General features: G+C 60.0%; 13 protein-coding genes. 4 read left to right on the plus strand and 9 right to left on the minus strand.

The genetic code is table 11. The features are described 5' to 3' along the window. Window positions 1–28 precede the first annotated feature (28 nt). From GNF76_RS03055 to leuA, 4 genes are all read left to right on the plus strand, one after another. The gene (locus GNF76_RS03055) at window positions 29–925 is read left to right on the plus strand and encodes a LysR substrate-binding domain-containing protein (RefSeq protein WP_178123155.1); all 897 of its coding nucleotides are present in this window, start codon (window positions 29–31) and stop codon (window positions 923–925) included. A gap of 10 nt (window positions 926–935) precedes the next feature. Then, complete coding sequence (xseA, locus tag GNF76_RS03060) at window positions 936–2,315, plus strand: exodeoxyribonuclease VII large subunit (RefSeq protein WP_155581709.1); 1,380 nt, start codon at window positions 936–938, stop codon at window positions 2,313–2,315. A 3-nt stretch (window positions 2,316–2,318) separates the two neighbouring features. Then, window positions 2,319–3,140, plus strand: coding sequence for a peptidoglycan DD-metalloendopeptidase family protein (locus GNF76_RS03065; protein WP_155581710.1), 822 nt, complete (start codon window positions 2,319–2,321; stop codon window positions 3,138–3,140). A 327-nt stretch (window positions 3,141–3,467) separates the two neighbouring features. After that, window positions 3,468–5,147, plus strand: coding sequence for a 2-isopropylmalate synthase (gene leuA, locus GNF76_RS03070; RefSeq protein WP_155581711.1), 1,680 nt, complete (start codon window positions 3,468–3,470; stop codon window positions 5,145–5,147). A gap of 199 nt (window positions 5,148–5,346) precedes the next feature. Here the strand turns inward: leuA and GNF76_RS03075 are convergent, their stop codons facing one another. The 9 genes from GNF76_RS03075 to pilW form a co-directional block, all read right to left on the minus strand. After that, window positions 5,347–6,138, minus strand: coding sequence for an amidohydrolase (locus GNF76_RS03075; RefSeq protein WP_155581712.1), 792 nt, complete (start codon window positions 6,136–6,138; stop codon window positions 5,347–5,349). Then, the gene (locus GNF76_RS03080; protein ID WP_155581713.1) at window positions 6,126–7,274 is read right to left on the minus strand and encodes a pyridoxal phosphate-dependent aminotransferase; all 1,149 of its coding nucleotides are present in this window, start codon (window positions 7,272–7,274) and stop codon (window positions 6,126–6,128) included. The genes GNF76_RS03075 and GNF76_RS03080 overlap by 13 nt, the downstream gene beginning before the upstream one ends. A 113-nt stretch (window positions 7,275–7,387) precedes the next feature. Further along, window positions 7,388–8,857 carry a ribosome biogenesis GTPase Der gene (der, locus tag GNF76_RS03085; RefSeq protein ID WP_155581714.1) on the minus strand — a complete coding sequence of 490 codons (1,470 nt, stop codon included), beginning with the start codon at window positions 8,855–8,857 and terminating at the stop codon, window positions 7,388–7,390. A gap of 135 nt (window positions 8,858–8,992) precedes the next feature. Then, on the minus strand, window positions 8,993–10,144 hold the full coding sequence (bamB, locus tag GNF76_RS03090) for an outer membrane protein assembly factor BamB (RefSeq protein WP_155581715.1): 1,152 nt from the start codon (window positions 10,142–10,144) through the stop codon (window positions 8,993–8,995). Further along, on the minus strand, window positions 10,137–10,778 hold the full coding sequence (locus GNF76_RS03095) for a YfgM family protein (RefSeq protein WP_169353095.1): 642 nt from the start codon (window positions 10,776–10,778) through the stop codon (window positions 10,137–10,139). Before GNF76_RS03095 ends, bamB begins: the two co-directional genes overlap by 8 nt. A 40-nt stretch (window positions 10,779–10,818) precedes the next feature. Beyond that, window positions 10,819–12,108, minus strand: a complete 1,290-nt coding sequence (hisS, locus tag GNF76_RS03100) for a histidine--tRNA ligase (RefSeq protein ID WP_178123156.1) — start codon at window positions 12,106–12,108, stop codon at window positions 10,819–10,821. 23 nt (window positions 12,109–12,131) lie between these two features. Continuing rightward, a complete protein-coding gene (gene ispG / locus GNF76_RS03105; RefSeq protein WP_155581716.1) occupies window positions 12,132–13,241 on the minus strand; it encodes a flavodoxin-dependent (E)-4-hydroxy-3-methylbut-2-enyl-diphosphate synthase in 1,110 nt (369 codons plus the stop codon). 2 nt (window positions 13,242–13,243) lie between these two features. Further along, a complete protein-coding gene (locus GNF76_RS03110; protein ID WP_155581717.1) occupies window positions 13,244–14,248 on the minus strand; it encodes a RodZ domain-containing protein in 1,005 nt (334 codons plus the stop codon). Then, window positions 14,248–15,006, minus strand: a complete 759-nt coding sequence (gene pilW / locus GNF76_RS03115) for a type IV pilus biogenesis/stability protein PilW (protein WP_155581718.1) — start codon at window positions 15,004–15,006, stop codon at window positions 14,248–14,250. The genes GNF76_RS03110 and pilW overlap by 1 nt, the downstream gene beginning before the upstream one ends. Window positions 15,007–15,009 lie beyond the last annotated feature (3 nt).

A 15,009-nucleotide genomic window follows, 5' to 3' on the forward strand; every position in this document is an offset into this window, starting at 1 on the left:
ACTCACCCATCTCGAAAAGGCATGACTTGTGATTTCCACCCGTCAACTGCGCTACTTCGTCGAAATCGCCGAGAGCGGCAGTTTCAGCGCCGCTGCCGAACGGCTGTTCGTCGCGCAATCAGCCCTCAGCCGGCAGATCAAGGAGCTTGAAATCCTCCTGAAAACCCCGCTGTTCGAACGCACGGCCCGCCAGCCACGGCTGACGGCGGCCGGGGAAGCCTTTTACCCACGCGCACGCAACCTGCTGGGCGAACTGCTCAAAGCCAGTGAAATGGCCACCCAAGTGGGCAATGGCCAACTCGGCACCTTGCGCCTGAGCCATTCCAGCACCGTGCCCATGAGCGGCCGCCTGTTGCAAGGGATCAGTACTTATCTTGAGCGGTGCCCTGGCGTGTCGATGGACATCGTCAAACTGTCCTCCGAAGCGCAGCTGGAAGAAATCGCCGACGGTAGGCTGGATGCAGGGCTGTTGCGCTTGCCGGTATTGCGCCAGCGCGAAGGTGTGCGAATCGTGCCTTTATACAGCGAACGGCTGTTACTGGCAGTGCCGCCGAATCACCCCTTGGCCCAAGACACACCGGCCGGCGGTATCGACTTGGCCCAGTTACGGGACGAAGCGTTTATTTCGATCCCGCACCCCCAGCGTGGTGGGCTGAGTTATCTGTCCGCCGAATTGTGCATGCGTGCCGGATTTTTCCCCAAGGCCGCACGAGTGATGTCGCGCAAGACCACCCAATTGCAGTTGATCCAGGCCGGGTTCGGGATCGCCTTGCTGCCCGAGTCGATGCAGGACATTGCGCCCGCCAACATCCATTTCTTGCCGCTGGCCGATCCCGACAGCCAAAGCACCATCGCCCTGGCCTGTCGACAAGCGCCGACGGCGTTGGTGGAGCAATTCTGTCAAACCCTGCACGAATGCCTATAAACTGCCGCCCATGATTAAAGATCCCTTTGCCCGTCTGGGCCTGGACCGCGAAGTCCTGACAGTCAGCCAGCTCAACGGCCGCGCGCGGGTGTTGCTGGAAGACGTGTTCACCAATATCTGGGTCGAAGGCGAAATCTCCAACCTCGCTCGCCCGGCCTCCGGCCACGTGTACTTCACCCTCAAGGACAGCGGCGCCCAAGTGCGTTGCGCGCTGTTTCGGCAGAACGCCGCGCGGGTGCGACAGGCATTGAAGGACGGCCTGGCGGTCAAGGTACGGGGCAAGGTCTCGCTGTTTGAAGGCCGTGGCGACTATCAGTTGATCCTCGACACGGTGGAGCCGGCCGGCGATGGCGCCCTGCGCCTGGCCTTCGATGCGTTGAAGGAGAAGCTCAGTGCCGAAGGGTTATTCAGCGCCGAACGCAAAGTGCCGCTGCCCGCTCATCCGCGACGCATTGGTATTATCAGTTCGCCCACCGGCGCAGTGATTCGCGACATCATCAGCGTGTTCCGCCGCCGTGCGCCGCAAGTGCAATTGACGCTGATCCCCACGGCAGTCCAAGGCCGTGAAGCGGTGGCACAAATCGTCCGCGCCTTGAAGCTGGCCGATGCCCGTGGCTTCGACGCGCTGATCCTGGCCCGTGGCGGTGGCTCTCTGGAAGACCTCTGGTGTTTCAACGAAGAGGCCGTGGCCCGCGCCGTGGATGCCTGCGTGACGCCGATTGTCAGCGCCGTCGGCCATGAAACCGATGTGTCCATCAGCGACTTTGTGGCCGATGTACGCGCACCTACGCCGTCTGCAGCCGCCGAGTTGCTCGCGCCGGACGCCAACGACCTGGTGCGCCAAGTTGAAAGCCTGCACCGGCGCCTGGTGATGCGCATGCGTAACCGCCTGATGCATGACCGTCTGCGCCTGGAAGGCATGGCTCGTCGCCTGCGTCACCCTGGCGAACGCCTGCGTCAGCAAGCCCAGCGCCTGGACGACCTGGACATGCGCCTGCGCCGCGCCTTCGAGCGCAGCCTCAATACCCGTCGCGAACGCTTGATCCGCCTCGAAACCCGCCTTGCCGGCCAGCACCCCGGCCGTCAACTGGCCCTGTTGCGCCAGCGCCTGGACAGCCTCGCCGAACGCCTGCCCCGCGCCATGCGCGAAGGCCTCAAGGCACGTCGCCTGCAGCTGCAAAGCCAAGTGCAAACGCTGCAAGTGGTCAGCCCACTGGCAACCTTGGGCCGTGGCTACAGCATTTTGCTGGATGAGCGCGGCCAGGCGATTCGTAATGCCGCGCAAACCCACACCGGCCAGCGCCTCACCGCGCGTCTCGGTGAAGGCCAACTGCAAGTGCGGGTGGAAGACAACCACCTGACACCCGTCACCCTTTCGCTACTGGATTGATGCATGCCACGTTTTCTAAGCTTGTTGATGCTGTTGTGCCTGACCTTCAATGCCCATGCCGACAGCTACATCACCCGTATACTGAATAAGCCGGTACCCGGTGGCGTTGCGGTGGTTGACCTGGGTGTTTCGGCGACGGCGCCCAAGGCTACCTATCAAGGCAAACCGGTACTGGTGGTCAAGGAACAGAACAACTGGCTGGCGATTGTCGGCATCCCGCTGACCGTCAAGCCTGGCAGCCAGCAGATCAGCAGCGGTGCGCGCAACTTGCCGTTCACGGTGGGCAACAAGAAATACCCGGAACAGCACATCACCTTGAAGAACAAAAGCCAGGTGAACCCGGACCCGGCGCAGTTGAAACGCATCGAAGGTGAACTGGCGGTCCAGCTCAAGGCGTACCGCAGCTTCAGCCCGAACACACCGAGTAACCTGGTGCTGGACAAACCGGTCAACGGGCCACTGTCGAGCAAGTTTGGTGTGCGCCGGTTCTTCAATGGCGAGGAACGCAACCCGCATTCGGGCCTGGACTTTGCGGTCGGTGCTGGCACGCCGATCAAGACTCCGGCAGCGGGCAAGGTCATTCTGACCGGCAACTACTTCTTCAACGGCAACACTGTATTTGTCGACCATGGCCAGGGCTTCATCAGCATGTTTTGCCATATGTCGAAGATCGATGTGACCGTGGGCCAGCAATTGGCGCGTGGTGCCGTGGTCGGCAAAGTAGGCTCCACCGGACGGGCGACCGGGCCGCATATGCATTGGAATATCAGCCTGAATGATGCGCGCGTGGATCCGGCGATTTTTATCGGGGCGTTCCAGCCTTAAGCAGTAAATCACCTCAATTGCGCGCCCAGCAACGGGTGCGCAAACAAAACCAATCTATCCCCCATTCCCAACCATAAAATCTTGTTTCAGACGGTAATAGAAGAACTTCTCTCAATTTTTTTCAACAGCTTGCCATCTTTCACCCCCGCGGTTAGGGTTGAGCTTATGAAAACCTCTCACACCCTCATTCAGCTTCGCCAGCACCGCAGCCTGTGCCTTGTCAGCGCACGACTGCCAGGCTGAATCGAACGGCCTCGTCCCCGGTTTTATCCCTAAACGCTTTCCGGCAGGCCGCCTCTTCTCGGCCCTACAACAAGGATTTTTCTGATGAGCATGCTCAAAGACCCGTCTTCGAAATACCGCGCGTTCCCGACCATCGATATCCCGGACCGCACCTGGCCGTCGAAGACCATCACTGCCGCGCCGATCTGGTGCAGTTCCGACTTGCGCGATGGCAACCAGTCGCTGATCGAACCGATGGACGCAGTGAAAAAGCTGCGCTTCTGGAAAACCTTGGTGTCGGTCGGCGTGAAGGAAATCGAGGCCTCGTTCCCTGCCGCTTCGCAAACTGACTTCGACTTCGTGCGTACCCTGATCGAAGACAACCATATCCCCGAGGACACCACCATCCAGGTGCTGACCCAGGGCCGTGAAGACTTGATCGCCCGCACCTTCGAATCCCTGCGCGGGGCGAAGAAAGCTATCGTTCACTTGTACAACGCCACTTCGCCGTCGTTCCGCCGCATTGTCTTCAACCAGGACAAGGACGGGATCAAGGCCATCGCGGTCAACGCCGCCAAACTGTTTGTCAAATACGCCGCCCAGCAGCCGGAAACCCAGTGGACCTTCGAGTACTCGCCAGAGACTTTCAGCGCTACCGAACTGGAGTTCGCCAAGGAAGTCTGCGACGCCGTGATCGAAGTCTGGAACCCGACGCCCGAGCACAAGGTGATCCTCAACCTGCCGGCGACCGTCGAGTGCGCCACACCGAATATCTATGCCGACCAGATCGAATGGTTCGGTCGCCATATCAACCGTCGTGACAGCGTGATCATCAGCCTGCACACCCACAACGACCGTGGCACCGGCGTGGCTGCCACCGAGCTGGGCCTGATGGCCGGCGCCGACCGTGTCGAAGGCTGCCTGTTCGGCAACGGCGAGCGCACCGGCAACGTCGACCTGGTGACCGTGGCGCTGAACCTCTACACCCAGGGCGTGAACCCTGAGCTGGACTTCTCCGACATCGACGGCGTGCGCAAGGTCGTCGAGGAGTGCAACCAGATTCCGGTGCACCCTCGCCACCCGTATGTCGGTGATCTGGTTCACACCGCCTTCTCCGGCTCCCACCAGGACGCGATTCGCAAGGGCTTCGCCCAGCAGAAATCCGACGCACTGTGGGAAGTACCGTACTTGCCGATCGACCCGGCCGACATCGGCCGCAGCTACGAGGCGGTGATCCGCGTCAACAGCCAGTCGGGCAAGGGCGGTATCGCTTACCTGCTGGAACAGGAATACGGGATCAGCTTGCCGCGTCGCATGCAGATCGAGTTCAGCCAAGTGGTACAAGCTGAAACCGACCGTGTCGGCCTGGAGATGACCGCCTCGCAGATTCATGCGTTGTTGCAGCGTGAATACCTGCAAGCCAACACCCCGTACGCGCTGGTCAGCCATCGCTTGCAGGAAGAAAACGGCAACAGCTCGGTGGAAGTAGAAGTCTCTGGCAAAGGCCAGGGCGAGACCAACCTGCGCTGGAACGGCAAGGGCTACGGCACCCTGGAAGCACTGGTTGCGGCCCTGCCGATCAAGGTTGAGATCATGGACTACAACGAACACGCGATCGGTGCCGGGACCAATGCCAAGGCAGCGGCCTACATTGAACTGCGTGTGAACGGCGAACGTCCGGTGCACGGCGTGGGGATTGATGAAAACATCACCACGGCGAGCTTCAAGGCCGTGTTCAGCGCGCTGAACCGCTCGTTGAGCCAGTTGGAAGCTAAAGCGGCATAACCCGCCGCTGAAATGCAAAAGGCCCCTGGATGCGAATCCAGGGGCCTTTTTTGTTGGGTTAATTTCAGCGCTGGCCTTGATGGCCTCATCGCGGGCAAGCCCGGCTCCCACATTGGGTCTGCATTGTCTGGAAAAATACATACCCAATGTGGGAGCCGGGCTTGCCCGCGATAGCCATCTCTCAAGCAATAAAGATCTTTCAGATGAACTCGAAAGTGTCGGCATCCAGATTCGCCGGAAACCTGGCACGGTACGCCGCCAACTCCGCCGCTTCCAGGCATACCTGAAACACCCCGTCCGCCTCCCCCGCGCTCAGCAGGCTCTCACCCTGGAAGTCCAGGACCTGACTGTCACCGGTATAGGCAAAGCCCTTGCCATCCGTCCCCACTCGATTCACCGCCGCTACATAGCAGAGATTTTCGATGGCCCGGGCCGGCAGCAGGCGGTTCCAGTGCTGACGCCGTGCGCCAGGCCAGTTGGCGGTGTACAGCAGCAGATCAGTGTCCTGCGCATCGCGGCTCCACACCGGGAAGCGCAAGTCGTAGCAGATCAGCGGACGGATCCTCCACCCCTTGAGCTCGAACTGCACCTGTCGCTCGCCGGGGGTGTAGTGGTCGTGTTCACCGGCCATTCGAAACAGATGGCGCTTGTCGTAGTGCCACACTTCGCCGTCCGGCCGCGCCCACAACAAACGGTTGCGATGGCTACCATCGGCTGCCTGGATCATCACGCTACCGGTGATGACCGCGTTGTATTTTTTTGCCTGGGCCTGGAGCCATTGATGGGTAGGGCCGTGCTCCGGCTCGGCGAGGGTTTGCGACTCCATCGAGAAGCCGGTGGTGAACATCTCCGGCAGGACAATCAGGTCAGCACCTTGGGCCTGTTCCAGCAGCAGTTCAAAATGCTCGAGGTTGGCCTGGCGGTCATGCCACACCAGGGTGGTCTGCACCAGGGCGATATTCAGGTTGGGCAGTGCAGTCAGATCACGCATAGCTTTTCTGCTGCTTGACGCAGCGTCTCCTCGCGTTTGGCAAAGCACAGACGCACCAGGCGCTGGCCTTGCGGTGGGCTCTGGTAGAACACCGAGACCGGGATCGTCGCCACGCCGTGTTCGCGTGTCATCCACAGGGACATGGCGACGTCATCCAGGTCAGGGCGAATCTGCGAGTAATCCACCAATTGGAAGTAAGTGCCGGTCACCCGGGTAAAGCTGAAACGCGAGGGTGCCAGCAGGTCACAGAACAGGTCGCGCTTGGCCTGATAGAACGCCGGCAGCTCTTCGACATGTTCCGGGTGTTCGGCCATGAAGTCCGCCAGAGCGTACTGCAACGGGGTCACGCCACAGAAGCTGACATATTGATGCACCTTGCGCAGCTCGGCGCTAAGGGCCGGTGGCGCGACGACGTAGCCGGTTTTCCAACCGGTGACGTGGTAGGTCTTGCCGAAGGAGCTGACCACGAAGGCGCGCTGGTAGAGCTCTTCGTGGGCCAGCACGCTGACGTGAGGCACGCCGTCGAATACCAGGTGCTCGTAGACCTCATCGCTGACCAGGTAGACATCACGGCCGCGGATCAACTCGGCCAACTGGTCCAGCTCAGCGCGGCTGATCAGGGCGCCAGTGGGGTTGTGCGGGCTGTTGAGGATGATCATGCGGGTACGCGGTGACAGCGCGGCTTTGATTTGCTCGAAATCCAGGGCGAAGCCATCCAGGCCCAGTTGCACATGTACGCAGCGACCGCCCGCCAGTTCTACCGAGGGCTCGTAACTGTCGTAGGCGGGATCAAAGACGATGACTTCGTCGCCGTTGCGGATTACCGCCTGGATCGCGCAGAAAATCGCCTCGGTGGCACCCGGGGTGATGGTCACTTCGGTGTCGGCATCCACCGTGGCACCATAGCTGCGAGCAATCTTCGCCGCCACCTGCTCGCGCAACACTGGCAAGCCGGTCATGGGTGCGTATTGGTTATGGCCGAGGGCGATATGCTTGCCCACCGCGTCGAGCAAACCTTGAGGCCCATTGAAGTCGGGAAAGCCCTGAGACAGGTTGAGCGCGCCAGTTTGGGCGGCGAGTTGCGACATGGTGGTGAAAATAGTAGTGCCGACATTCGGCAGTTTGCTGGTGATCATCGGTGAGTCCCTGCTGAACACCCGGCTCTACGGCGGCACGGGAAGCCCCCGAGGATAGCCCATACGGCGGGCATGAAAAAGGGCGCCAGAGGCGCCCTTTTGACAGATCAGGATCAGCGTTTGTCGCGACGCTTCTTATCGGCCTTCTTGTGGTGAGTCATCATCCGACGCTTCTTGTTTACCTGGCGATCGGTGAGGCTGTTCTTGTTGCCCTCGTATGGGTTCTCGCCACCTTTGAACTCGATCCGGATCGGCGTGCCGACCAGTTTCAAGACACGGCGGTAAGTGTTTTCCAGGTAGCGAACGTAGGATTTTGGCACCTTCTCGATCTGGTTACCGTGGATCACGATAATCGGCGGGTTGGCACCACCCAAGTGGGCGTAACGCAGTTTGATCCGACGGTTATTGACCATCGGTGGTGCGTGCTCGCCTACGGCGTCTTCGAGAATCTGGGTCAGACGGTTGGTCGGCCAGCGGGTTACCGCAGACTTGAACGAGTTCTGCACCGAGGCGTAAAGGTTGCCCACGCCGGTACCGTGCAGTGCCGAGATAAAGTGAATATCGGCAAACTCGACGAAGAACAGGCGACGCTGCAGCTCGATCTTGACGAAGTCGCGCTCGCTCGGCGTCATGCCGTCCCACTTGTTGATCGCGATCACCAGCGCCCGACCCGCTTCCAGGGCAAAGCCCAGCAAGTTGAGGTCGTGGTCAACCACGCCTTCACGGGCGTCCATGACGAAGATCACCACGTTGGCGTCTTTGATCGCCTGCAGGGTTTTCACCACCGAGAACTTTTCAACTTCCTCGTGGATCTTGCCGCGCTTGCGCACACCGGCGGTGTCGATCAGCGTGTACTTCTCGTCGTTACGTTCAAACGGGATGTAGATACTGTCGCGGGTAGTACCGGGCTGGTCATAAACGATTACCCGGTCTTCACCGAGCATGCGGTTGACCAGGGTCGACTTGCCGACGTTCGGCCGGCCGATGATGGCGATCTTGATACCGTCTTTTTCGCTCGGGCCAGGAATGCGCTTGGCTTCCTCACCTTCGGCAACGATCTCTTCTTCGCCGTCTTCTTCCTCGACGTCATCCCGAGGGAAATCACGCAGGCAGATTTCCAGCATCTGGGTGATGCCGCGACCGTGGGCACCAGCGATCGGAATTGCATCGCCCAGGCCCATCGGGCTGAATTCAGCACGGGCCAGTTCCGGATCGATGTTATCAATCTTGTTGGCCACCACGTAGGAACGCTTGTTGCGCTTACGCAAGTGCTCGCCAATCATCTGGTCAGCAGCGGTGTAGCCCGCACGGGCATCCACCAGGAACAACACGACATCGGCTTCTTCAATGGCCAGCAGCGACTGCTCGGCCATCTTTTCGTCCATGCCATGCTCGTCACCGGAGATACCGCCGGTGTCGACAAGAATGTAGGAGCGCCCTTGCCACTTTGCCTCACCGTATTGGCGATCACGGGTCAGACCGGACAAGTCGCCGACGATGGCGTCGCGAGTCCTGGTCAGGCGGTTGAACAAGGTGGACTTGCCGACATTGGGTCGGCCCACCAGGGCGATTACGGGAACCATGCGGCTCTCCACTTCGTTATTTCAGAAAATACAAAAGCCGCTGCAAGGCAGCGGCTGGTGCTCGGGGCAGCACCCGAAGGTGCCGCATGCCCTGCCGAAGCAGGGCCGCCTGGGGGTTACCCCAAGCATAGTTCTTTACTTGATGGTCAGGGCTTCCAGCTTGCCACTGTTACCAAACACGTAAAGCATATTACCTACCACCAGCGGACGGACACGCAGGCCGTCGCTGTCAATGCGTTCGCGACCGACAAAACGACCGTCTACCTGGCTCAGCAGATGCAGGTAACCTTCAAAGTCACCTACCGCTACATAGCTGGAGAACACTTCCGGTGCCGACAACTGGCGGCGAGCCAGAGAGTCGTTGCTCCACAGTGCTGTGGTGGAACGCTCGTCGACACTTTCAACAGTCCCGGACGCCAGGCTGACATAGACGCTGCCAAACCCTTGGGCGACACCGGCGTAGCTGGAGGCATCACGCTGCCAGTTGATCCGGCCGCTTTGCAGGTCCAGCGCAGCCACACGGCCCTGGTAAGTCGCGACATAAATGGTTTCACCCGACAGCAGCAAGCCACCGTCGATGTCCACCACGCGATCCAGTTCCGAGCGACCCTGTGGAATCGCTACCCGGGTTTCCCAGGCCGGCACGCCGTTCTGGATATTCAGGCCGACCACTTTACCGGTCGACAAGCCTGCCACTGCCAGGTTATTGGTCACAATCGGACCGCTGGTACCGCGCAAGGTCAGGACTGCCGGGGTGCTGTCGTACAACCAGCGCTGGGTGCCGGTGGCGGCATCGAGGCCGATCACGCGGTCATCCTGAGTCTGCACAACAACGACATCGCCATTGTTGGCAGGTGCTGCGAGCACTTCACTGGTCACGCGAGCGCGCCATTTCTCTTCACCGTTGGTCGAGTCCAGCGCAATGATCTCGCCTTTCAGCGTACCCACCATCACCAGGCCGTAACCCACACCAACAGCGCCGGACACCGGCACGTCGAGGTCTTTCTTCCACTTGACGTCGCCGTTCATGCGGTCCATGGACATCACCACGCCAGTGGAGTCAGCAGCCACAATGTTGTCACCGTCGATTGCCGGTACCAACAGGTTGTAGAGGTCGCCCTGACCGTCACCGACGGAACGGCTCCACTGCTTTTGCAGGACCACTTCTTCCTTGAAGCTGGTCAGCTCGGCAGGAGGCAGTTCTTTTTTGCTGTTGCTGCTGCAACCCGCGGCCAAAACGGCCAGAGCCAGCAATGCTGCATGTTTCCAACGGATCACGTCATGCATCCCCTTTGGCCAAGTCGTCCAGCTTGATTTGTAAGCCACCGACCGCCGCTTCATCAGACAGCGCAGCCTTGGCTTTTTGGTACGCAGCATTGGCTTCGTCGGTACGACCCAATTGGACCAACAGGTCGCCCTTGAGCTCTTCACGAGTAGCCAGGAATGCCTTGTCAGCATCGCCGTCGAGCAGTTTCAGTGCATCGTCAGGCTTGTTCTGTGCCGCCAGTACCTGTGCCAGGCGCTGACGTGCGATTTCACCCAGAGTCGGGTTGACCGGCTTGTCGGTGATGGCTTTCAGCTCGGAAGCTGCGTCATCCAGCTTACCGGTATCGACCGCAACTTTTGCGACGAACAGGCTGCCGTACTGGGCGTAGGCGCTACCGCCAAATTCGCTTTTCAGCTTGCCGGCCAGGTCCGCTACTTGGGCAGGATCAGGCTTGCCATCCGGCGTCAGCGTGGTTTCCAACAGTTGCTGATAGAGGATCGAGGCACCTTGGGACTGGTTGCCCTGATACTTGTGCCAGGCTTGCCAACCGAACACCACCACTAAAGCCAGCAAGCCGCCAGTGACCAGGGGCTTGCCGTTGCGCTGCCACCAGTCTTTCAACTCGGCCAGCTGGTCATCATCAGTACTCGACACCCCAATACTCCTTAATCGCTAAATCGGCTGTTTGACAGCTTCAACCCTGCACGATGCAGGTGGCCAAGTGCGCTGCAAGCGCATCAAAGGCAATGCTTTGTTGTTCGCCCTGGCCACGCAGGGGTTTGAAACCTACCACTTGCTGGGCCAACTCGTCATCGCCCAGGATCAGCGCATACAACGCGCCGCTCTTGTCGGCTTTCTTGAACTGGCTCTTGAAGCTACCGGCGCCGGCATTGATCTGCAGGCGCAGGTTAGGCAGTTGGTCGCGGACCTTTTCGCTCAAGGTCAGGGCTGCCAGTTCGGCGGCCTCGCCAAAGGCGCACAGGTACACATCCACCTGACGGGAAATTTCTTCGGGGATCTGCTCCAGGGTTTCCAGCAGCAGGATCAGTCGCTCGATACCCATGGCAAAACCGACACCCGTGGTCGGCTTGCCGCCCATCTGCTCGACCAGGCCATCGTAACGACCACCGGCACACACGGTGCCCTGAGCGCCGAGTTTGTCGGTGACCCACTCGAATACGGTCTTGCTGTAGTAATCCAGGCCGCGCACCAGTTTCGGGTTGATGACGTAAGGAATGCCGGCCGCATCCAGGCGAGCCTTGAGGCCCTCAAAGTGCGTACGAGATTCATCGTCCAGGTAGTCGGCCATTTTCGGCGCATCTACCAGCACCGCCTGAGTATCGGCGTTCTTGGTGTCCAGTACCCGCAACGGGTTGGTTTTCAGACGGCGTTGGCTGTCTTCATCCAGCTTGTCCAGGTGGGCCGACAGGAATTCCACCAGGGCTTCGCGGTAGCGGCCCCGTGATTCGCTGGTGCCCAGGCTGTTGAGTTCAAGCTTGACGGCGTCGCGGATGCCCAACTGGCCCCACAGGCGCCACGTCAGCACGATCAACTCGGCGTCGATGTCCGGGCCGTCCAGGTTGAACACTTCGCAACCGATCTGGTGGAACTGGCGATAACGGCCTTTCTGTGGGCGCTCGTGGCGGAACATCGGGCCGATGTACCACAGCTTCTGAGTCTGGCCACCACCGGTGATGCCATGTTCCAGAACAGCGCGTACGCACGCGGCAGTGCCTTCCGGACGCAAGGTCAGGGAGTCGCCGTTGCGATCTTCGAAGGTGTACATCTCTTTTTCAACGATGTCGGTCACTTCACCGATAGAGCGCTTGAACAGCTCGGTGAACTCGACAATCGGCATGCGGATCTGCTTGTAACCGTAGTTATCCAGCAGGCGCGCGACCGTCGCCTCGAAATAACGCCACAAGGGCGTCTGCTCGGGCAGGATGTCGTTCATGCCACGAATGGCTTGCAGAGACTTGCTCACATCAAATCCTTAAATTCGTTCGATCAGCCGCGCGCGATAACCGCAGCGTCAGCTTCGACCTTTTCGGCCGCTTTCTGGCGGATCAGCCGTTCCAGCTCATCCACCAGATTGTCATTCGTCAATTTCTGCGACGGTTTGCCGTCGATGTAAATCAGGTTCGGCGTACCACCCGTCAGGCCCACATGAGCCTCTTTGGCCTCACCCGGCCCGTTGACCACACAACCGATCACGGCAACATCCAACGGCACCAGCAGGTCTTCCAGGCGCACTTCCAGTTCGTTCATGGTTTTCACCACGTCGAAGTTCTGCCGCGAGCAACTCGGGCAGGCAATGAAGTTGATACCGCGGGAGCGCAAATGCAGGGATTTCAGAATGTCGTAGCCGACTTTCACTTCCTCTACCGGATCTGCCGCCAGGGAGATGCGAATAGTATCGCCAATCCCGTCGGCCAGCAGCATACCGAGACCCACCGCAGATTTCACTGTGCCTGAACGCAAACCACCGGCTTCAGTGATGCCCAGGTGCAATGGCTGGACGATTTCCTTGGCCAGCAGACGGTATGCCTCTACGGCCATGAACACGTCGGAAGCCTTTACGCTGACCTTGAAGTCCTGGAAATTCAGGCGTTCGAGGTGTTCAACGTGGCGCAACGCGGACTCAACCAGTGCCGCCGGAGTTGGCTCGCCGTATTTCTTTTGCAGGTCTTTTTCCAGGGAACCGGCGTTGACACCGATGCGGATCGGGATCCCGCGATCACGGGCGGCATCCACCACGGCGCGCACCCGGTCTTCGCGACCGATGTTGCCCGGGTTGATCCGCAGGCAATCGACGCCCAACTCCGCCACGCGCAGGGCAATCTTGTAGTCGAAGTGAATGTCGGCCACCAGCGGTACCTTGACCAGCTGCTTGATGCGGCCGAAGGCTTCGGCAGCATCCATGTCCGGAACGGAAATCCGAACGATATCGACGCCGGCCGCTTCCAGACGGTTAATCTGGGCGACGGTGGCCGCCACATCGTTGGTGTCGCTGTTGGTCATGCTCTGCACCGCGATGGGGGCGTCGCCACCCACCGGCACCGAGCCGACCCAAATTTTGCGCGATACGCGACGTTTGATTGGAGATTCGCCGTGCATGACTATTGTCCCAACTTCAGGCGAGCAGTCTCGCCACTGGTGAACGGCGCCACGTCCACAGGCTGGCCGTTGTAGGCCACTTGCGCACCACGGGCAAAGCCCAGACGCAGCGTCAAAGGAGGCTTGCCGCCCTGGTCAAGCGTATCTCCCTTACGCTTCAGACCGCTAAACAGCACTTTGCCATTGCCATCGGTGACTTGCGTCCAGCAGTCAGCGACATAGGTAATCTGCACACGTCCGTCACCGGCGATAAGCGCTGGCGCTGTTGGCGCGGCGACCGTCGGTGCTACTGGAGCGACCGGAGCCGTTGTAGCTGGGGGCTGGACTGGAGTTGTCGGGGCATGAGTCGGGGCCACAGGCGTTGCAGGCACAGCCGGAGCTGGCGCAACCACCGTGGCGACCGGGGCAACGCTGGCTTCGGCAGCCGGCTGACCCGCTTGCAGATCCAGGTTGGCCTGGCCCTCAGCTGTCGTTTGGGTCTGAGTCACGGCCGGCTCTTCCGGTTCATCCAGCGGATGAATCTGGGTAGTACCGTCGGCACTTTCGACTTCAACATGCTCCATGGCGTTGCTGACCAGGTCCTTGGAGCGCAGGGACGTCTGGTCCTGCCACCAGACAAAGCCGCCGCCGATCACGGCAATCAACAGCAACAGGCTGACAATTCGCAAAATAGTGTGGGAAACCCGAACGGGCTCTTCAATGCGGCCCAGGCCGTGGACATTGCTGCCCTGGGAGTCGGTACCGGTGAACTGGTCGAATTCCTGGACCAGAACGGTCTGGTCGATGCCCAGCAGTTTGGCATAGGCACGGATATAACCCCGGGCAAAGGTATGCCCTGGCAGCTTGTCGAACGCGCCGGCTTCCAGGTTACCCAATGAAGTGGCGGTCAAATTGAGCTTGAGGGCCACTTCTGCCAGCGACCAACCATTACTCTCGCGGGCCTGACGCAAGGTCTCGCCTGGGTTTATGCGATTAGCTGCTACAACTTCCGGGTGCGCCGCTTTCATCATTGCTCCGACAGGTATTGCTGATATTCCGGCGTACCGGGATAGAGTCGTTCTAATTGCTGGCCAAAACGTGCGGCTTTGTCGCGTTCTTCATGAACCGTCGCCAAGCGCACACCGAGCAATAGACTACGTGCATTTTGCCCGCTGAGCAGGCTAAAACGCTCGTAATAGTCACGTGCCGGCACATAATGCCTGTCTTCGAAGGACAACTCAGCCATTTCGAGCAACGCTCGTGGCTGGCGCTGGTTCAGGTGCAGGGCTTTTTCCAACTGCTGGCGAGCGGTATCGCGCTGGCCGAGAAGCATTGAGGTCACCCCAAGGTTCTCGAAAACCCGCGAGCGTTCAGGGTAGAGGGTATCGGCCGCAGCCTGCTGGAAATAATCGGACGCCAGATCATAACGTTTCTGCTGAAACAAAAAGCTACCGTAATTATTCAGCAACCGTGGATCGGCAGGACGTGAAGCCAGGGCCTTTTGGAAATATTGGGCGGCCAGCTCAGGTTCGGCCTGGGCCTGGAATACCAGGGCCAATGCCGCGTTGGCGTCGGCATCGTTGCTATCCAGCTCAAGGGCCTTCTTCAACGGAGCCTTGGCCCGCTCGGTCATCCCTTGCTGCAAGTAGCCCAAGCCCAACTGCACATAAGCTGCACGCGCCTCGTCACGGCCCTTGCCGGTGTGCAAAGGGCTGTCATAGCCCGATGAAACACAGCCAGTCGTGAGACTGGCAACCAGCAACAGCAGCGCAAGGCGCAAGGGCATAGA

The sequence above is a fragment of the Pseudomonas spelaei genome, assembly GCF_009724245.1.
GTDB lineage: Bacteria > Pseudomonadota > Gammaproteobacteria > Pseudomonadales > Pseudomonadaceae > Aquipseudomonas > Aquipseudomonas spelaei.